The sequence below is a fragment of the Algibacter ulvanivorans genome, assembly GCF_048381495.1.
In the GTDB taxonomy this organism is placed as follows: Bacteria; Bacteroidota; Bacteroidia; order Flavobacteriales; family Flavobacteriaceae; genus Algibacter_B; species Algibacter_B ulvanivorans.
This window is the reverse complement of sequence record NZ_JBLWGD010000003.1, coordinates 438,935-458,114: the sequence shown is the minus strand read 5'-3', so window position 1 is coordinate 458,114 and position 19,180 is coordinate 438,935. Positions and strand designations below refer to the sequence as shown.

General features: G+C 31.6%; 15 protein-coding genes. 11 read left to right on the top strand and 4 right to left on the bottom strand.

Annotated features, from left to right (window positions below; translation table 11 throughout):
* Positions 1 to 113: 113 nt before the first annotated feature.
* Complete coding sequence (locus ACNG5D_RS10250; RefSeq protein WP_418183424.1) at positions 114 to 1,907, bottom strand: cytochrome-c peroxidase; 1,794 nt, start codon at positions 1,905 to 1,907, stop codon at positions 114 to 116.
* Positions 1,908 to 1,922: 15 nt separating this feature from the next.
* On the bottom strand, positions 1,923 to 3,464 hold the full coding sequence (locus ACNG5D_RS10245; RefSeq protein WP_418183423.1) for an alkaline phosphatase PhoX: 1,542 nt from the start codon (positions 3,462 to 3,464) through the stop codon (positions 1,923 to 1,925).
* Between the two features lie 262 nt (positions 3,465 to 3,726).
* On the opposite strand from ACNG5D_RS10245, the gene bshC reads away from it, so the two are divergent.
* The 6 genes from bshC (at position 3,727) to ACNG5D_RS10215 (ending at position 11,328) form a co-directional block, all read left to right on the top strand.
* Complete coding sequence (bshC, locus tag ACNG5D_RS10240) at positions 3,727 to 5,328, top strand: bacillithiol biosynthesis cysteine-adding enzyme BshC (protein WP_418183422.1); 1,602 nt, start codon at positions 3,727 to 3,729, stop codon at positions 5,326 to 5,328.
* Between the two features lies 1 nt (position 5,329).
* Complete coding sequence (locus ACNG5D_RS10235; RefSeq protein ID WP_418183421.1) at positions 5,330 to 6,703, top strand: pyridoxal phosphate-dependent decarboxylase family protein; 1,374 nt, start codon at positions 5,330 to 5,332, stop codon at positions 6,701 to 6,703.
* A 62-nt stretch (positions 6,704 to 6,765) separates the two neighbouring features.
* Positions 6,766 to 8,301: a glutamine-hydrolyzing GMP synthase gene (guaA, locus tag ACNG5D_RS10230; RefSeq protein WP_418183420.1), complete on the top strand. Its 1,536-nt coding sequence runs from the start codon at positions 6,766 to 6,768 to the stop codon at positions 8,299 to 8,301.
* Positions 8,302 to 8,528: 227 nt separating this feature from the next.
* A complete protein-coding gene (locus tag ACNG5D_RS10225; protein WP_418183419.1) occupies positions 8,529 to 10,466 on the top strand; it encodes a LysM peptidoglycan-binding domain-containing protein in 1,938 nt (645 codons plus the stop codon).
* Positions 10,467 to 10,505: 39 nt separating this feature from the next.
* Positions 10,506 to 11,057: a DUF922 domain-containing protein gene (locus ACNG5D_RS10220; RefSeq protein WP_418183418.1), complete on the top strand. Its 552-nt coding sequence runs from the start codon at positions 10,506 to 10,508 to the stop codon at positions 11,055 to 11,057.
* A 34-nt stretch (positions 11,058 to 11,091) separates the two neighbouring features.
* Entirely contained in the window at positions 11,092 to 11,328 is a 237-nt protein-coding gene (locus ACNG5D_RS10215) for a DUF3820 family protein (RefSeq protein WP_418183417.1), read from the top strand.
* A gap of 45 nt (positions 11,329 to 11,373) precedes the next feature.
* Here the strand turns inward: ACNG5D_RS10215 and ACNG5D_RS10210 are convergent, their stop codons facing one another.
* The gene (locus tag ACNG5D_RS10210) at positions 11,374 to 12,144 is read right to left on the bottom strand and encodes a hypothetical protein (RefSeq protein ID WP_418183416.1); all 771 of its coding nucleotides are present in this window, start codon (positions 12,142 to 12,144) and stop codon (positions 11,374 to 11,376) included.
* 153 nt (positions 12,145 to 12,297) lie between these two features.
* On the opposite strand from ACNG5D_RS10210, the gene ACNG5D_RS10205 reads away from it, so the two are divergent.
* The gene (locus tag ACNG5D_RS10205) at positions 12,298 to 13,140 is read left to right on the top strand and encodes a winged helix-turn-helix domain-containing protein (protein WP_418183415.1); all 843 of its coding nucleotides are present in this window, start codon (positions 12,298 to 12,300) and stop codon (positions 13,138 to 13,140) included.
* Between the two features lie 4 nt (positions 13,141 to 13,144).
* Here the strand turns inward: ACNG5D_RS10205 and ACNG5D_RS10200 are convergent, their stop codons facing one another.
* Positions 13,145 to 13,384, bottom strand: coding sequence for a hypothetical protein (locus ACNG5D_RS10200; RefSeq protein ID WP_418183414.1), 240 nt, complete (start codon positions 13,382 to 13,384; stop codon positions 13,145 to 13,147).
* 193 nt (positions 13,385 to 13,577) lie between these two features.
* Between ACNG5D_RS10200 and ACNG5D_RS10195 the strand changes: the two genes are divergently transcribed.
* The 4 genes from ACNG5D_RS10195 to ACNG5D_RS10180 are packed head-to-tail and all read left to right on the top strand — an operon-like array spanning position 13,578 to position 18,759.
* Positions 13,578 to 15,530, top strand: coding sequence for a peptidylprolyl isomerase (locus ACNG5D_RS10195; RefSeq protein WP_418183413.1), 1,953 nt, complete (start codon positions 13,578 to 13,580; stop codon positions 15,528 to 15,530).
* 2 nt (positions 15,531 to 15,532) lie between these two features.
* Positions 15,533 to 16,384, top strand: coding sequence for a peptidyl-prolyl cis-trans isomerase (locus ACNG5D_RS10190; RefSeq protein ID WP_418183412.1), 852 nt, complete (start codon positions 15,533 to 15,535; stop codon positions 16,382 to 16,384).
* Positions 16,347 to 17,798 carry a peptidylprolyl isomerase gene (locus tag ACNG5D_RS10185; RefSeq protein WP_418183411.1) on the top strand — a complete coding sequence of 484 codons (1,452 nt, stop codon included), beginning with the start codon at positions 16,347 to 16,349 and terminating at the stop codon, positions 17,796 to 17,798. Before ACNG5D_RS10190 ends, ACNG5D_RS10185 begins: the two co-directional genes overlap by 38 nt.
* 7 nt (positions 17,799 to 17,805) lie before the next feature.
* A complete protein-coding gene (locus ACNG5D_RS10180; protein ID WP_418183410.1) occupies positions 17,806 to 18,759 on the top strand; it encodes an AAA family ATPase in 954 nt (317 codons plus the stop codon).
* Positions 18,760 to 19,180 lie beyond the last annotated feature (421 nt).

The window sequence follows — 19,180 nt, the reverse complement described above, 5'->3', positions numbered from 1 at the left end:
GAAGTTAGATTAATTCTATATATTTTTAAAATAATATGCAGATAAATAAAAGTATACCTGCATATTATTTTAAATTTTGCTTTTATATTAGAACTCTAAGGAGAGAAGGGTATTTAAATAGAATGGTCGGTTAAGGTATTCATAAAAGCAATAATGGCTTGTTGCTCCTCTTCAGATAAATCTAAACTATCAAAAGGTAGTGTTTGGTGTGGTACTTTAAAGCCTAAACCTTCGCCGCCACCTTGGTTATAAAAATCCATTACTTCTTCTAAAGTTTGATAAACGCCATTGTGCATGTATGGCGAGGTTACAGCAATGTTTCTAATGGTTGGTGTTTTAAAAGCACCTTTTCTTTCTTTAGTTTTAAAGTAATAATATCTGCCTAAATCATCATCTATAGTTTTATTTGCTTTAGTTTCAGGAACCCCAATTATTTCTAATTCTGTATCAACAAAATTAGGAGGTACTGTACCATTAAATACCGGAGCAAAATGGCAGGTTGCACAAGCAGCTTTACCCATAAATAAGTTAAACCCTTTTTTTTCTTGATCTGTAAGTGAGTTTTCTGTGTTGTTAATGTTGTTGTCGAATTTAGAGTTAAACGTATTAAGCGTTCTTATATACGAGGCAATAGCATGCCTTATATTAAATTCGTCTCTAGTGTTGTTGTATAAAGTTTTTAGTTTAGTATTGTATTTTGGTGTGTTTTTAACTCTATTTACTATAGAGTCCATTGGTAAATTAAACTCGTCGTGATTATTAGCTACACCAATAATTTGACCTTCTAAGCTTCCTGTACGCGAATCCATAAAATAGGCTTGTTGGTAAGTAGCATAGGTTAAGGTTGGCGAGTTTCTTTTTTGTTTACTATTAAAAGTTACTTTCCCATCTGTAAAAGCTTTTTCTTTAATATGGCAAGTAACACAGGCCATATTATTTGTTTTAGATAGAAGTTTGTCGTTAAACAATTGTTTGCCAAAAGCTATTTTTTGTTTTAAATGTGTAGTATCACTTTTGTAATCTGTAAAGTAAGATGTGTTTATGGCATTTTTACTAAAAAGTGCATCCATATTGTTTGATAGTGCCATTTCGAAAGGAAACTCTACATTCCAGTCTTTTTGAACCTCTAATAAAAGTTTTAATTGCGTATCGGTATTATTTTTAATGAAGGCATATCGGTCAAAACTTTCAAAATTGTCGTTTAAAACGTTAATAGCCGATTTAAAGGAGTTTAAAATATTACTATAAACTAGTTGAGAAGAAAACTTGCTTTTAGAAGCTTCAAGTAATTTTATTAATGTGCTGTATGTGTATTGACTTTCTTGTAATGATTGACTTAAAACAGGCGAATCAAAACCTGTTATACCTGTAGTTGCAATTCTAACTATTTGATTGCGTATTAACCAGATTAAATGATGATTTTTAAAGTTTATATGTGTGTTTTTTCTAATTAACTTTAATCTGTTAGTGGTTGAAGAAACCGCATGAGTTATTAATAAACTATCTGTTTTAGGCTCGTGTAAAAGTTCTTCAATAACTTGAAATCCAAAAGGTTTTTTAATTCTAACATTTGTTAAATCTTCTTCGTCAATTTGTAAAATATTAGGTGCGTTTAAAGATTTATAATTGTTTTGATCTATATAGGCTAAAATAGGTTCGGCAATTTTAAAATGTTGTCGTGCTTTTTTATAAAACTCAATTTTGGTTTTAGTGCGATTTGAAGCAGATAAAGAATCAAGAAAGTTAATCGAGTTGGTTATTGCGTTTATATAGTAATCTTTAATGTTTTTGTTAATAGATACAGGTGTAGCAATGGTTGTTTCCTTTTTGCAGGCAATTGTGGTTAAAAGCAAAAGACATATACAAAAAGTATATGCCTTCGCTTTCATAAATAATATGTTATTCATGATGTTTCTATAAAATTATCTGTCTAAACCTTTAATTAAGTAAAGCATAGAACCTTCTTTGTTTGCGCTTCCTATGTTTGTAACAGCTTTAGGATCTGTAAACGAAGTGCCGTCTGCAGGAACCCATCCATGGTTTTGTGTAATTACTAGAAAAGTATTGTCGCCATTGTTAACAACATCGGTAACATCAATCATACCTGTAATTTCCCAAGTGCCATTTGTGGTTCCGTAGCCTAAACCTTCAGCTCTTACTTGGTCTGCTTCTAAAACAGTTTTAAGCTCGCCAGTAGTTAGGTTGTATTGGTATAATTTAGCATATCCGTTAACAGAAGTATCTAAATAACCGTTAGGGTCTTCTTGAATATAGGCATAGTTTTCTGTAACTAAAATATTGTCGGGAGAGTGAAATCCATCAGCTTTCCCACCAGCAATATCGCCATCTAATACACAAGTAATTTTAGCAGCTCCAGTTGGGTCTGTGTCGTTTAAAACTACTTTGTAAACACGACCTAAAACACTTCCTTTACCAATTAAATCTGGTTTTTTGCGTCCGGTTACACAAAAGTAAATTTCTCTTTGGTTGGCTGCAGAACCTCTTCGCCAGTCAATATCCTCTAATCTTGAGAATCCCATAACGCCTTTAGATTTAGCTTCGGCATCTAATAAACCAATTTCGGTTTCATTTAACTCTACAAACTCAGCATCATATTCTGTGCCTTCAGCCATATCCATTTCAAAATCAATACCAGCGGTAGTTACTTTTAAGCCGTATAGTTTACCTCCACTTAAATCGCCTCTATTACCTACATACATACCTAATTGTCCAGAAGGAACACTATTATCAGAATGATCATCACCAATAAAAACAACAGTTTTATCAGCATAAGCATCTTTTCCAATAGGCACAGCGTTTTCTGTAGACCATTGCCCTAAAGCAGGTAACATTTCGCCAGTACTAGCATCGTCAGCACTTTTTGCAGGATCGACAACAAAAACACCTTTAGATGCGCCACCCCATTCGCCGCCAGATAAATATAATGGTCCAAAACCATGTTCTTCTGGAGAAATTAAAGATCCCGAGCACATTGCTGTAGAGGCAGTTGCTGTAGCATTTAAAATATATTCACCATGAAAAGGTCTTAAGTTTTTATTTAATAGTATACGTGCTATAGAGTAATCGCCTTCAATATTATTTATTAAAGTAAACGTTTCGTCACCATTATTAATTAATCCGGCACCATCTGCTAAAGAGCCATAAACAAAATTTGGCGAGTTAGGTATAACATCTTCAGAAGATAAAATTGTTGAGATTTTTAAGTTTACAAAATCGTTAGTTACTTTTAATAAAGTTGGCGATTTTGATGCGGCTAAATAAACAGAAGCATCCATTCCGTCTTCACCGTCTTCACCGTCTTCGCCATCTTCACCATCAGTGCCATCTTCGCCGTCAAGGCCATTAATGCCGTCTTTCCCATCTTCTGCATCACAACTTATTAATGTTGTACTTGTAGAAACAACTACCAAAAGGGCTAAAAGTAGTTTAAAATAATTCTTCATAATTTTTGATTGTTTTAGTTAATTATATTTCTCCAAAATTATTGTTAGAATTAGCCAATGCTGTTAAGCTACTCTTGTTGTTTTATTAATTTAGGGTTAGATAAAAGTTACTAAGGTTAAGGAACCATTAATTTAAAGAGCTAGATTTATGTATTATGTTATCTAAATATTAACGGCTTTAAAAAGGATTAAAACTCTTAACTTATTTTTTAGATTTCTAAAAATAGAATAGCTGTATATTTACATGATTTTTAAAATAAATATGAAGCAAGAGTATTTAGCATTTAGTAAAACAGGGTATTTCTCATCGTTAATTTGCGATTATTTAGATGAAAAAGTAGAATTAAAGCCTTTTTACAATCGTTTTCCAGAGATTAAAAATTTTAAACCACAAATAGAAGAAAAGGCAGGCTCTTTCTCTGTTGAAAACAGAAAAACACTAGTATCGGTTTTAAAAGAACAATATAAAAATACAGAAGCATCGCAACAAACAATTAAAAATATTAATAGTTTAAGTTTAGAAAATACTTTTACGGTTACAACGGGGCATCAATTAAATTTGTTTACAGGGCCGCTTTATTTTCTTTATAAAATAGTATCTACAATAAACTTAGCTAAAACACTAAAACATCAATACCCAGAGCAAAATTTTGTGCCTGTGTATTGGATGGCAACCGAAGATCATGATTTTGATGAAATTAATTACTTCAATTATAAAGGGAAGAAATTTCAATGGAATAAAAAAGCAAGTGGTGCAGTTGGAACGCTTTTAACCAACGGATTAAATGAAGTATTCAAGCTATTTGCAAAAGATTTAGGAAATACGCTTCAAGCAGAAAAAATAAAACAGCTTTTTGAAAATGCTTATGTAAAGCATGATAATTTAACCAATGCAACTCGTTTTCTGGCAAACAGTTTGTTTAAAGATTATGGTTTGGTAATTATTGATGCTAATGATGCTGGTTTAAAGCAAAAGTTTATTCCATTTTTAGAAAACGAGTTATTTAATCAAACATCATTTCATACCGTATCTAAAACAAACGAAAAATTATCTAAAGCATCCGAAAACTATAAAATTCAGGTAAACCCAAGAGAAATAAATATATTTTACCTAAATAAAAATATAAGAGAACGTATCGTTTTTGAAAGCGATGTTTTTAAAGTTTTAAATACTAATATAACATGGAGTAAACAGGAGTTAGAAACCGAGTTGTTGAAACACTCAGAACGCTTTTCGCCAAATGTAATTATGCGTCCATTATACCAAGAAGTTATTTTGCCAAACTTATGTTACATTGGTGGTGGCGGAGAACTTGCTTATTGGTTACAGTTAAAAGATTATTTTGAAGCTGTAAATATACCGTTTCCAATACTATTGTTAAGAAATTCTGTTTTGATAGAAACCGAAAAACAAGCAGAAAAACTTTTAAAGTTAAATATCTCGAATGAAGATTTGTTTTTAAAAAGAAACGTTTTAATAAATAAAAAAGTGAGAGAAATATCTAATATAGATATTGATTTTTCTTCGCAAAAAACACACCTTAAAAATCAATTTAAAGATTTATATAGCCTTGCAAAACAAACCGATAAATCATTTTTAGGCGCAGTAAAAGCACAAGAAGTAAAGCAAATAAAAGGTTTGGAAAACCTTGAGAAACGACTGTTAAAAGCGCAAAAGAAAAAACTATCTAGCGAAGTTGAAAGAATGATTGATATTCAAAACGAATTATTTCCTAGCGGAAGTTTACAAGAAAGAAACACTAATTTTTCTGAATTTTATTTGGAGTATGGCGAAACGTTAATACCAAATCTTATAAAAAGTTTAGAGCCTCTTAAAAGCGAATTTTTAATTTTAAAAGTTTAATATGCACAAAATAGATTTTGATTTGGTTGAAATGACTATGGATGTTATGAAATATGCCATAGATAGACTATCTTCTACAAAACATAAAATAGGAAAGCCCAAAAAGGAAGAAGAACTTAAGGCTCTAGTAGGCGAAACCATAACTAAAAAAGGTATAGGTGGCGAGCAGGCTTTTAAGTTATGGAAAAAGCATTTAACCAAAGCTAATGTACCAATAGATCATCCAAGGCATTTGGCTTTTGTACCAGCCTCGCCAACTCGAGCAGCCGTAATGTTCGATTTGGTAACATCGGCATCAAGTATTCATGGAGCATACTGGATGGAGGGCGCTGGCGGAATTTTTTGCGAAAACGAAGCCATGAGATGGATAGTCTCGTTAACAGGTTTGCCTAAAAGTGCCTTTGGCGTTTTTACAAGCGGAGGCACAGCAGCAAATTTATCGGCAATAGTTACAGCAAGAGAATATTGGAGACGTTTAAACGATAAAAATAAAGGCGAAAAAGGGTTAATTGTAACTTCGAATGGTGCACATTCTTCCATTAAGGCTATGGCTAAAGTAGCCGATATAGATGTTGTTTTGGTGGATACCGATGATAAACTTGAAAAAAATGAATTAGCAATTGCAATAAATAATTTATCTGCTCAGCAACGCAAACGATTATTTGCTGTTGTAGCAACAGGAGGAACAACAAACGCAGGGATTATTGACGATTTGGAAGGCATTGCTTCTGTATGCGAACAAGAAAAACTTTGGTTTCATGTTGATGCTGCTTATGGCGGAGGCGCCTTAGTAGCCAATTCTGTAAGGCATTTATTTAATGGTATAGAAAAAGCAAATAGCATTACTATAGATCCGCATAAATGGATGTTTTCGCCGTACGATTGTGGCGCAGTTATTTACAGAAACCCAGAATTAGCAAAACAAGCCCATTCTCAGCAAGGCTCGTATTTAGACATTTTTAAAGATGAAGCCGCTCATGGTTTTAATCCTACCGATTATCAAATACAACTTACACGTCGAGTTAGAGGGTTGCCTTTATGGTTCTCATTAGCAACACATGGTACCGATAGGTATAAGCAAGCTGTAGAACGCGGTATTGAGTTGGCTAAAATAGCTGGGCAATTAATAGAAAAGCATCCAAATGTAGAATTGGTTCGAGCGCCAAGTTTATCTTGTGTGTTGTACCGAAGAAAAGGATGGAAACCTGAGGATTATACACGATGGACTTATGAAAACCATAGAAAAGGCTTTGCATTGGTAACCCCAACCAAATGGAAAAATGGAGCTATTTTTGAAACCGTTTCGCGTTTTTGTTTTATTAATCCAGATACAACAGAAAATGATATTAAAGAAATTTTAAACTCTATGGTTTAAAACTTAATAAAAAAAAATGTTATCCTAATTTCTCATTATAAAATCAATTCCTATTTTTGCGCATGCAACATGATAAGGTATTAATTTTAGACTTCGGATCGCAATACACACAACTTATTGCCCGTAGAGTTAGAGAACTCAACATATATTCCGAAATACATCCGTTCAATAAAATTCCAACAAACATAGAGGATTACAAGGCTGTAATTCTTTCTGGTAGCCCAAACTCTGTTAGAGGAGAAGATGCTTTGCATCCAGACCTAACCAAGATTAGAGGAAAAAAACCAATGCTAGCTGTATGTTATGGCGCGCAGTATTTGGCTCATTTTTCAGGAGGCGAAGTAGCACCGTCTAACACTAGAGAGTATGGCCGAGCAAATTTGTCGTTTATACAAAAAGGCGAACCGTTTTTCTCTAAAATATCTGAAGGCAGTCAAGTATGGATGAGCCATAGCGATACCATAAAAGCATTGCCAACAGGAGGTGTTTTACTTGCAAGTACAAACGATGTTGAGAATGCAGCATATAAAATACAAGGTGAAACAACGTTTGCAATTCAATTTCATCCAGAAGTTTATCACTCTACAGATGGTAAACAATTACTAGAAAACTTTTTAGTAACCATTGCTGGTGTAAACCAAGATTGGACACCCGATTCGTTTGTTGAAGAAACTGTAGAAGCCATTCAGGCTAAAGTAGGAAACGATAAGGTGGTTTTAGGTCTTTCTGGAGGTGTAGACTCTACAGTAGCTGCTGTTTTACTTAATAAAGCTATTGGTAAAAATTTATATTGCATTTTTGTTAACAATGGTTTGTTACGAAAAAATGAGTTTGAAAGCGTATTAAAGCAATACGAAGGCATGGGACTTAACGTTAAAGGCGTTGATGCTTCTAAACGATTTTTAGATGCACTTGCTGGTATTGAAGACCCAGAGAAAAAACGTAAAGCTATTGGTAACGCTTTTATTGAAGTTTTTGATGATGAAGCACATAAATTAGAAGATGTTAAGTGGTTAGCACAAGGTACTATTTATCCTGATGTTATAGAGAGTGTGTCTGCAACAGGAGGTCCATCGGCAACCATAAAAAGCCACCATAATGTTGGCGGATTGCCAGATTTTATGAAACTTAAAATTGTAGAGCCACTTCGTGCTATTTTTAAAGATGAGGTTAGGCGCGTTGGGGCAACTTTAGGTATAGACCCAGAATTACTTGGTAGACATCCATTTCCTGGACCTGGTTTAGGCATTAGAATTCTAGGTGATATTACTGCCGAGAAAGTGCGTATGCTACAAGAGGTTGATGCTATTTTTATAAACGGATTAAAAACTTGGGGCTTATACGATAAAGTTTGGCAAGCAGGAGCTATGTTGTTGCCTGTAAATAGCGTTGGCGTAATGGGCGACGAGCGTACTTACGAAAAATGTGTGGCGCTAAGAGCTGTTGAAAGTACCGATGGTATGACGGCCGATTGGGTTAATTTGCCTTACGAGTTTTTACAAAAAACATCGAACGATATAATAAATAAGGTGAAAGGCGTTAATAGAGTAGTTTACGATATTAGTTCTAAACCACCAGCAACTATTGAGTGGGAATAGGTTTTAGGTACGCCTGCGTTAGGGATTGTAGTGAAAAGCCCACAGCGAGGTACGAGCGAGGACTTGTAACGTAAAGCCCGACCCTTGGGTAACGCCCAAATAATAATTTTGGCATGCTATGTGCTAATGTAAATAAAAAGAAAATATGTTTTAGTCTTAAAAACAGATTAGAACGTATATTATAAAGTAATAGGGTTTTATTATATTTATTTAGCAGAAATAACAACATGAAAAGATTTTTATTAGTACTTATTTTAGTTTTAACATTTGGTTTTACAGCTGTCGAGGCTCAAAACTTTAGTACGCATCAAGTTAAAAGTGGCGAAACTGTAGCGGGTATAGCAAAACGATACTTTATTACACCAGCAGATATTTATAAATTAAACCCCGATGCAAAAAAGGCGTTAAAGCCTAATACGGTTTTAATTATTCCTTTATCTAAAGCCAGTAAACCTAAAGTAACTATTAATAAAGAGTTGCAGGGGTTTGTATCTCATAAAACAAGACGAAAAGAAACACTTTATAGCTTATCTAAAAAGTATAATGTTGAAGAAGAGGATATAAAAAAGTATAACAAATTTTTATATGCAAACCCGTTACGAAAAGGAGATAAGCTACAAATTCCTAAATATAAAATAACCGAAATTGTAGAAGAGGTTGCTACAACAAAACCTTATACCGTTTTACCCAAAGAAGGTAAATGGCGTATTGCTTACAAATTTGGTATTACTATTGAAGAGTTAGAAGCCTTAAACCCAGATATGCCCGAGGTTTTAAGTGAAGGCGCTATTATTAATGTGCCTAATTTAAATAAGGAAGAACAAAATAAATTTGACGACCAGTATAGTTATTATAAAGTATTGCCAAAAGAAGGTTTTTACCGTTTAAAATTAAAACTAGGGCTAGAGCAAGAAGAATTAGAGGCTTTAAACCCAGAGTTGAAGGAAACGGGGCTAAAATCTGGAATGATTTTAAAAATACCACATAATAATGAGATTGAAGGCGGTGTAATTTCTGAAGAAGAGGCTGTAAACTTATCAAATAAAATTTTAAATAACGAAACGAAACACATTGCTATAATGCTGCCTTTTAGAATGCATCGTGTTGATTTTGATTCTATAAGCGATGCTAAAAAAAGTTTAGAAAAAGACCCTTATTTGAATGCTTCGCTCGATTTTCATTCAGGAGTTTTAATGGCTTTAGATTCGTTAAAGTCCTTAGGTGTTTCTTTAAAAGTTGATGTTTACGATACAAGGTACGAAGTAAGCGAAGTGTCTAGAATTTTAAGAGAAAACAATTTTGAAACTGTTAATGCTGTTATAGGCCCTTTAACACCTGCTAGTTTTAATAAGGTAGCTACAGAATTAAAAAAATATAATACACCTGTTGTGTCTCCAATTGGTACAAATTTAAAATTATATGATAATGTATTTCAATCTAGACCGGCAGACAATTTATTAAAAACAAAGGTTGTAAATTTTGTGAAGTCTGATACGTTAGTTGAAAACATTATTATTATAGCCGATACAAAACATGTGAATCGAGCTAACGAGCTTAAACACGAATTTAATAAAGCTAAAGTTGTATACTCTAGAAAAAATAAAGAAGGAAAAGATGAGTTTTTTGTTACTAAAGAAGATATTGAAACAGTCTTAAAACCAGGAAAAAACATTGTGTTTTTAGAAACTAAAAACGAGGGTTATGCATCTAATGTTACAAGTGTTTTAGCATCATTAAACAATAAAATTAACCCAGAAAAGCCAGAGGTGCCAGCTCCAGAAATTATTTTGGTAACTACTAATATAAACTCGGCTTTCGAGGGCGATCAAATAAACAATACGCACTTGTCTAATTTGCAATTTCATTTTGCAACAGCATCAAAAGAATATAGTGAAAACGATAATAATGCTTTTGTTAAAAAGTATAATAAAATTTATAACATAACACCTAATAAAAGAGCCGCTAAAGGTTTTGATTTAACTATGGATGTTGTATTGCGTATAGTAACTTCTAATGATTTGTATGCATCGGTAATAAATGCACCATTAACCGAGTATGTTGAAAATAAGTTTGCCTATAAAAAGAAGCTTTTTGGTGGGTATTATAATGATTCGGTTTACTTGGTAAAATACGACGATTTAACTATTGTTGAAGTAAAACAATAACAAGGTAAAACTATTCGTTTAATGAAACAATAGTTTGTTATGGTTGTAATTAAAGTATTCCTTTTTCTTTGTTGTTTGGTTTGTATTCAAGATAACGAACCGGTTTTATCATGGCAAGAAGCCTATAAACTAACATGGGCAGATTTTAAGGCTAAGCCTAATTTAAATGATGCTGCCGTTGCTATTACAGCATCTGGAATTACATTTGGTTTTTCTGTTACGCAAACTAATAAAGGAGATGTGCTTAGTTTTAATACAGAGGTGTATTCGCATTTTTATCCAGAACAGTCGTGGTATAAAATAGAAAAAGCCAATACTCATATTTTAGAACACGAACAATTACACTTTGATATTACAGAGTTATATGCTCGAAAATTTAGATACCGAATTAGTAAATTAAAGGTTTCTAATAGTATTAGAAAACAACTAAAGAAAACCCATAATGCCATTAATACCGAATTGGCACAAATGCAAAATAGGTATGATAATGAAACCGATTATTCCAGAAATTTTGAATCTCAAGCTAAATGGAAAAATTTTGTAAATACAGAACTTAATAAGCTTTCTAAATATAAATCTTATTCTGAGTAGTAAAAACTAGAATAAAACCAATACAAAAAACAAAATGCTTCCAGACAAACAATTTTTAATAGATTTAGCACATACCAAAATGCCCTATGGTAAATATAAAGATCGTTATTTAATTGATTTGCCCGAGTATTATGTTGTTTGGTATCATAATAAAGGGTTTCCAAAAGGAAAACTTGGTACAATGTTAGAGCAAGTTTACGAATTAAAGCTAAACGGCTTAGAAGATTTAGTGAGAAATATAAAACAGCAATACACTAAAAGAAAAATGTAAAAAGGCTTTATAATTAATTTTATAAAGCCTTTTTTACAGAGCCATTTAACAACCTAATAACCCAAAAGAAACAACTAACTCTTGGTTTACTGTTTCTTGTTTAGTGTTTGTGGCAGGAATCCATCCTCCAGGTGTAGTGTTAATTAGGTTAACCATTAAGTTGTCTATTTCAGGGTAACCACATGATCTGTCTAATTTTACATGTTTAATTGTACCATACTTTGTTACTGTAAAATATAATTTGGCGGGTTTTAATTTATCTTCAGGGATATCCTTAGTTATTGTTCTGGTATTATCTTTAAAATATTTAACAAGTGCTTTTTTTCCATAAATGTATTCGGCTTGGGTTTCAGGTACAATTGTAAAATAAGGAGAGAATGTGTTTTTAATTAAATTATCTTTTGAAAAACCATTAATTTTTACTGAAAAATGAGATGAATAGTCAAAAGATTTTAAAAGGGCTAACTGTTTATTAGTTAATTCTAAACTATTGCCTATTTCTTTTTTGTTAGACACCAAATCATTTTCAATAACAATTAATTCTACAGATTTGATGTTTGGTATTGTATTAATATCATCTTTTTTTATAAAAGAATGTATTGAGGTAATGTTGTGAAGGTCTTCTTTTTTTATCGAATTAAAACGAGGCCCTATATCGTAAATAAAATCGGGTTCTGTATTGTTTTTAACTGTTTTAGTTTCGGGTATTTCTTTAACCTTTTCATTTTTTTTACTACTATACTTATTGTTAAACGCGAAAGCTGTAAAGCATAAAGCGGCTAAAATTGTACTTAAAATTAAAATCCTTTTTTTCATAATTGTTGATTTAATGATTCATGTATTTCAAATGTAAGTTGCAAGTAATTTCTAATACGTAATCAAATGTAAAAAAGTGTAAATTTTGTGTAAAACATTATAAATTGTAACATATTAGAATAGTTTTGTAAAATGAGTTTAAAACATTTTAAAATGTTAAAGTTAATAACTGCAGTTTTTTTTCTTTTTGTAATAGTAGGAAATGCACAAGAAAAAATAAATGATAAGCATATTGAAGTAGCTTTACGAATGATAGGGCATCGTATATTGCTTAATTCGGCAGATAGTACATCTAGAGTATTGCCTTTAAAAAAGGAAAAAAATCAATATAAAATTCAGTTCGAGAGCAAATTGGTATTTAATCCAGATAGCTTAGTATCAATAGTTAAAAATGTGGTTGATGAAGCTAAAATAGCAAGTAATTATATTGTTGAAGTAGAGGAATGTGGAACAGCAAACGTCGTGTATAGTTTTGAAATGGATATTTTTAAAAAATTAGATATTATCCCATGCCAAGGTAGGGTATTGCCTAAATCTTGCTATTCCATTTTGTTTACTATCATTGATGCTAAAGCAAACCAGAATAATGCACTTTTTAGCAAAACAAACGCTATATATTACATTGTAATAGCAATCTTGTTAATTATGTTATTATGGACGTTTTTTAAAAAACGTATGGCTATAAAAGGTAATAATGCTAATTTAATACCATTAGGCAACTATGTTTTCGATAAAAAAAATACAGAACTAATAATTAACCATAAAAAAATAGAACTAACAAGTAAAGAGGCAGATTTGCTTTTGTTGTTATATAATGCAGCCAATACAACTGTAGAACGCGATGTTATTTTAAGCATGGTTTGGGGAGACGAGGGCGATTATATTGGCAGAACAGTAGATGTTTTTATATCAAAATTAAGAAAGAAATTAGAACTCGATTCGCAATTAAAAATTGTTAATGTTAGAGGTGTAGGTTATAAATTAGTTACCAATTAGATTTTTAATTTTCAAGATATACTTGACCTCTATGAGGTTTTAAAGCATCTCTAATAGGCTTCATTTGGGCTTCATTAACTACTAAAAAAGCAATACTGTGTATATTGTTTAACATTTCAACACCAGTTATTGTTACGTTTAGTTTTTCTAATTGAATATATTCTTTTAAATGAATTTCGTGATGTTGGGCAATTTTATAGGCGTCTGGCCCTTTAAAATCCCAAATTAATTTTAGCTTACGCATAAGTTGTTTGTATAAATTAAAAGGTAAAAATAGTTATAAATTAATATAAAATTATAAAATTAAAAGTAAGTAATAGAAGTGCTCTTTTTAAGTTAATTAAGTATAATAATTACTTTTTTTAATCGTTAGCAAAACAACTTGCTTAATAGGTTTATATTAGTATTTTTGTAATCGTTTAACAAAAAATTCCTCAATGAAATTAAGATATTTATTTGCTTTATTTTTAGTGCTATTTTTAATAAATGTAAATGGACAGTCTATAGATAAAGAAGTACTTTTTACAGTAGATGATAATCCTGTTTATGCTTCAGAATTTTTAAGAGTTTATAATAAGAATTTAGACTTGGTTCAAGATGAGTCTCAAAAAGATGTCGATGCCTATTTAAAGCTATTTACAAGCTATAAACTAAAATTGCAAGAAGCCAGAGCTTTAGGCTTGCATGAAAAACCATCTTATAAGAGAGAATTAACTAATTACAAAAAGCAATTAGCTAAAAGTTATATTACAGACGCTAAAGTTACAGATGCTTTGGTTGAAGAAGCCTACCAGCGAATGTTAAATGAAGTAAATGCAAACCATATTTTAGTTAAAATTGATGAACATGCAAACCCGCAAGATACCTTAGCAGCTTACAATAAAATAACAAAGCTACGAGAACGTGCTATAAATGAAGGTTTCGAAAAAGTAAGAGCAGAGGTACATAATGGGCAAACCATTTACGGCGAAAAGTTAGGGTATTTTGGAGGCTTTAAAATGGTTTATAAATTTGAAAACGCAGCCTTTAATACGAATGTAGGAGAAATTTCTAAACCTTTTAGAACTCGATTTGGTTACCATATTGTAAATGTTATAGACAAGCGTAAATCTAGAGGAGAGCGCACAGTAGCTCATATTATGGTTGTAGAAAATAAAAACGACGCGTTAGCAGAAAAGCCAGAGGTTAGAATTCAAGATATTTATAAAAAAATAAATCAAGGCGAAAGTTTCGAGGCTTTAGCTAAACAATTTTCAGACGATAAAAATTCGGCACCACAAGGCGGAATGCTAAAAGCTTTTTCCGGAGGGCAATTAAGAGCAAAAGCGTTTGAAGATGTTGCTTTTAATTTAAAAAACGTAGGCGATATTTCTCAGCCTTTTAAAACCGATTTTGGATGGCATATAGTAAAAATGCATAAAATTTCGCCTGTACCAAGTTTTGATGTCTTAAAACCAGAATTGGTAGAAAAGGTAAAACGCGATACACGATCTAAATTAATAGATAAAGCCCTTTTTAATAAGCTTAAAGAAAAATATAATATTAGCAAAACAATACCTAATTTAGATTATTTTGTTTCCATTTTAAACCATGATTATTTTAATAAAACATGGAAACTTCCTCTAGATTTTAAGGGTAAACAGCCTTTATTCAAAATAGGAAATAAACAATTTTATTATAACGATTTTGGAGTGTATTTAACCAATTCGCAAAGAAATACTTCAAATAAAAAAGCATTAAAAGCGTTAGTAGTAGATAAGTATAATGCTTTTTTAAACGAAAGTTTGGTGCAATACCAAGAAGAGCATTTAGAAGAAGAAAACTTAGATTATGCCCATATAGTTTCAGAATATAGAGATGGTTTATTACTATTCGATTTAATGGAAAACACCATCTGGAATGCAGCAAAAACCGATTCTGTAGAAATACAAAAATTTTATAAAGCTCATAAAGAAAACTATAAGTTGCCAAAACGTATAGATGCTATTGTGGCAGCTTCAACTAAGCAAAAAACACTAAAAAAAGTATCTAAGCTTTTAAGTGAAAATATGCCTGTAGATCGTATAAAAGCATTGGTTAACAGTAACGATAAAGTCGATGTTATTTTTACTTCAGGTATTATGGATGCTAAGCATCAAGCGCTTCCTCAAGATTTCGAGTTTAAAAAAGGGATGTCAAAAATAAATAAGCATAACCATGGTTTTGTAGTTGTAAAAGTAAACGATGTATTGCCAGCTACACAAAAATCTTTCGAAGATGCTAAAGGAGCCGTAATAAGCGACTACCAAAATTATAAAGAAGAAAACTGGATTGAAAGTTTAAAACAAAAGTATAAGATAACACTTAACCAAGATGTTTTAAAAGCCGTTAAATCTAAACTTAAAAGCTAAAAGTGAGAATTAAAATTTATATACTATTATTATTTGTTTCGCTATATTCTTGCGATTTACTTAAAAAAACTGACGAGCAAGAAGCCATTGCAAGAGTTAACGATAACTATCTATATCAAGACGATATAGAAGGTTTAGTCTCAGAAGGCGCATCAAAAGAAGATAGTACGCTTTTAATTCAAAACTTTATAAAGCGTTGGGCTACACAACAATTACTTGTAGATGGGGCAAAGTTGAATTTAAGCGAGCAAAAACAACAGGCATTTAATAGATTAGTAGACCAATATAAAAACGATTTATATAGTAAAGCATATACCGAAGCTTTAGTAAAGCGAAGCATCGATACTGTCGTGTCTATTGATGAAGCTCAATTATATTACAACAATAACAAAGAAGTTTTTAAACTAAATGAAGAACTTATTAAGTTTCGTTACATACACGTTAACGAAAATATTATCGATTTTGATAACATAAAAAAGCGATTTATTAGATATAATACAGAAGATAAAATAACTCTAGATTCTATTTCAATTCAATTTAAATCATATTCACTTAACGATTCAATTTGGATTAAATTAAGCCAAGTTGTTAAAAAAATACCAGCAGTAAATTCAGAAAACCGAGATCAACTGTTAAAAAAATCTAATTTTGTACAACTCAAAGATTCATTAGGAGTATATTTGATGCAAATTAACGATGTGCTAGTAAGAAATGATACAGCACCGTTAGAATATGTTAAGCCTACCATTAATCAAATCGTGATTAATAAACGTAAGCTAGAGTTTATTAGAGAATTAGAAAAAGATATTACTAAAGATGCCATTAAAAACAAACAATTTGAAATATACGATTAACCATAAACAGTTATTAGCTTTATGTGTAACATTATTACTAGCTAGCTTTGCAAATGCTCAAGAAATTATTGAAGATGAGGTAAAAGCAGTTACAAAAAAAGTAGATTCTGTAGATGCATCAAAAGCAACTAAAGTAGATGGTGTTGCCGCAGTAGTAGGAGATTTTATAGTATTAGAATCAGATATACAAAAAGAAAAAGACCAAATAAAAGCCAGCGGAGGCTCGATTGAAGGCGTAGAAGATTGCCAACTATTTGGTTTAATGTTAGAAAGAAAGTTATACGCACACCATGCCATACAAGATAGTGTGCCGGTTTCTGATGCCGAAGTTAGAAAAAATGTAGATTACCAAATACAACAATTTCTTCAGCAAACAAATGGCTCTATGGAGCGTCTTTTAGAATTTTATCGTAAAGACGACGAGCAAAGTTTTAGAGAAGAAATGTTTCAAATTAACAAATCCAACCTATTGGCACAACGTATGCAAGCCAAAATTGTTGAAGAAATAGAAATAACACCAGAAGAAGTTAGAACCTTTTTTAACAAAATACCCAAAGACCAAAGACCAACATTTGGTACAGAACTTAAAGTAGCACAAATAGTAGCAGAACCTAAAGTATCAGAAGAAGAAAACCAAAGAGTTATAAACCGATTAAAGCAATTTAAAGCCGATATTATTGAAAGAGGCGCTAGTTTCCGTTCTAAAGCAGTTTTATACTCGCAAGATCCAGGATCAGCAAGTAAAGGTGGTAAATACACACTAAATAAAAAACAACCAAGAATGGTTAAAGAGTTTAGGCAAGTAGCCTTCGCGCTTCAAGAAGGAGAGGTGTCAGACCCATTTAAAACAGATTTTGGATACCATATTATTACTCTAGAAAAAATTAGAGGTCAAGAGTATGATGTTGCGCATATTTTATTAACTCCAAAAGTTTCTAACGAAGCTATAGAAGAAGCTAAAGAACGTCTTGAAAATGTTAGAAAACGTATTGTAGCTGGCGAAATATCTTTTGCCGATGCCGCAAGAGAAGTAAGCGACGAAAAAGAAACTAGAAACGATGGCGGGCAATTAATAAACCCAACAACTCAAGATTATAATTTTGAATTAACAAGAATGGACCCCGAGCTATATTCGCAAATTCAAGACCTAAAAGACAATGAAGTAAGTTTAGTTTTAAGAGAAGAAGATAGAACAGGAGGGCAAAAATTTAAACTATTAACCGTAACAGATAGAATTGATGAACACGAGGCCGATTATGCCCGCGATTATCTAAAAATAAAAGATTTAGCTCTAGAAGAAAAGAAAATAAGAGCTATTGAAAAATGGCAAGAAGAAAAAATACTTGATACTTATATTAAAATAAGTAACGAACATAAAAATTGTGATTTTTCTGGTAATTGGTTAAAAAAATAATTTAAATATGTCTGATGTTGCTGCCCTTGAAGGTTTTGTAAAGAAATATAAAACGTTAAAATCTGAAATTGCCAAAGTTATAATTGGGCAAGACGAGGTTGTTTCTCAAATTCTTATTTCTATATTTTCTGGAGGACACTCGTTATTAATAGGAGTTCCTGGGTTGGCAAAAACTTTAATGGTAAATACTATAGCCCAAGCATTAGGGTTAAATTTTAAACGTATTCAGTTTACACCAGATTTAATGCCTAGCGATATTTTAGGTAGCGAAATCTTAGACGAAGATCGCCACTTTAAATTTATTAAAGGTCCTATTTTCTCAAATATTATTCTTGCAGACGAGATTAATAGAACCCCTCCAAAAACCCAAGCAGCACTTTTAGAGGCCATGCAAGAGCGCGCAGTTACAGTTGCTGGTCATCACTATAAATTAGATTTGCCATATTTTGTTTTAGCAACCCAAAACCCTATAGAGCAAGAAGGCACGTACCCATTGCCAGAAGCTCAATTGGATCGTTTTATGTTTGCTATTAATTTAGATTACCCAACCTATAAAGAAGAGGTGCAAGTTGTAAAAGCCACAACAACAGATAATAAAGCTACAGTAAACGCACTATTTTCGGCTCAAGAAATTGTAAATTTTCAAAGTTTAATACGCCGTATTCCAGTAGCCGATAATGTTATTGAATATGCCGTTTCTATGGTAGGAAAAACAAGACCTAACTCTGATGCTGCTCCAGATTTAGTAAAATCTTTTATAGATTGGGGAGCAGGCCCAAGAGCATCGCAAAATTTAATACTAGCAGCCAAAACACATGCAGCAATACACGGAAAATTCTCTCCAGATATAGAAAACGTGCAAGCTGTAGCTCAAAGTATTTTGCGCCATAGAATTATTAAAAATTATAAGGCCGAAGCCGAAGGCATATCAGAAGAAGCTATTATAAAAAGCTTATTCTAATCATTATAATTTAATTCAATTAATAAATAATTACAGTAATTATTTCTTAAAAAAAAAGAGGCATATAGATTAATGTATTCTAGAGTTTTAAGTATAAATGTAACAAATAGAATTATTAATTTTATTCAAGTTAATGTGTGTTGTAAAAATAATAAGCGCTATTTAACAAAATTACGAGCAAATAATTATTTTTTTGAATTTAATATGAATAATCGTCAAATTTATTTGTATAAATGTATAAAAATGATAATCTATTAAATAAATAATGCCACTATAATAAATAACTATCAATACTTGTTGTATTGCACGGTTTCTTTTTAAAACTTTGCTTTAAATTTTTTAAGTTTGCAAATACTAAAATAACAACACTAAATTATAAATTAATTGATATAGAGTTTACTAATTCTTATCAGTTAAAATT

Excerpts from the sequence above, each read along its gene's own strand:
- ACNG5D_RS10205 (WP_418183415.1), top strand. The coding sequence starts at position 12,298 with ATGTTAAAGTTAATAACTGCAGTTTTTTTTCTTTTTGTAATAGTAGGA.
- ACNG5D_RS10225 (WP_418183419.1), top strand. The coding sequence starts at position 8,529 with ATGAAAAGATTTTTATTAGTACTTATTTTAGTTTTAACATTTGGTTTT.
- ACNG5D_RS10180 (WP_418183410.1), top strand. The coding sequence starts at position 17,806 with ATGTCTGATGTTGCTGCCCTTGAAGGTTTTGTAAAGAAATATAAAACG.
- ACNG5D_RS10245 (WP_418183423.1), bottom strand. The coding sequence starts at position 3,464 with ATGAAGAATTATTTTAAACTACTTTTAGCCCTTTTGGTAGTTGTTTCT.
- bshC (WP_418183422.1), top strand. The coding sequence starts at position 3,727 with ATGAAGCAAGAGTATTTAGCATTTAGTAAAACAGGGTATTTCTCATCG.
- ACNG5D_RS10250 (WP_418183424.1), bottom strand. The coding sequence starts at position 1,907 with ATGAATAACATATTATTTATGAAAGCGAAGGCATATACTTTTTGTATA.
- ACNG5D_RS10185 (WP_418183411.1), top strand. The coding sequence starts at position 16,347 with ATGCCATTAAAAACAAACAATTTGAAATATACGATTAACCATAAACAG.
- ACNG5D_RS10210 (WP_418183416.1), bottom strand. The coding sequence starts at position 12,144 with ATGAAAAAAAGGATTTTAATTTTAAGTACAATTTTAGCCGCTTTATGC.
- ACNG5D_RS10215 (WP_418183417.1), top strand. The coding sequence starts at position 11,092 with ATGCTTCCAGACAAACAATTTTTAATAGATTTAGCACATACCAAAATG.
- ACNG5D_RS10220 (WP_418183418.1), top strand. The coding sequence starts at position 10,506 with ATGGTTGTAATTAAAGTATTCCTTTTTCTTTGTTGTTTGGTTTGTATT.
- guaA (WP_418183420.1), top strand. The coding sequence starts at position 6,766 with ATGCAACATGATAAGGTATTAATTTTAGACTTCGGATCGCAATACACA.
- ACNG5D_RS10195 (WP_418183413.1), top strand. The coding sequence starts at position 13,578 with ATGAAATTAAGATATTTATTTGCTTTATTTTTAGTGCTATTTTTAATA.
- ACNG5D_RS10200 (WP_418183414.1), bottom strand. The coding sequence starts at position 13,384 with ATGCGTAAGCTAAAATTAATTTGGGATTTTAAAGGGCCAGACGCCTAT.
- ACNG5D_RS10235 (WP_418183421.1), top strand. The coding sequence starts at position 5,330 with ATGCACAAAATAGATTTTGATTTGGTTGAAATGACTATGGATGTTATG.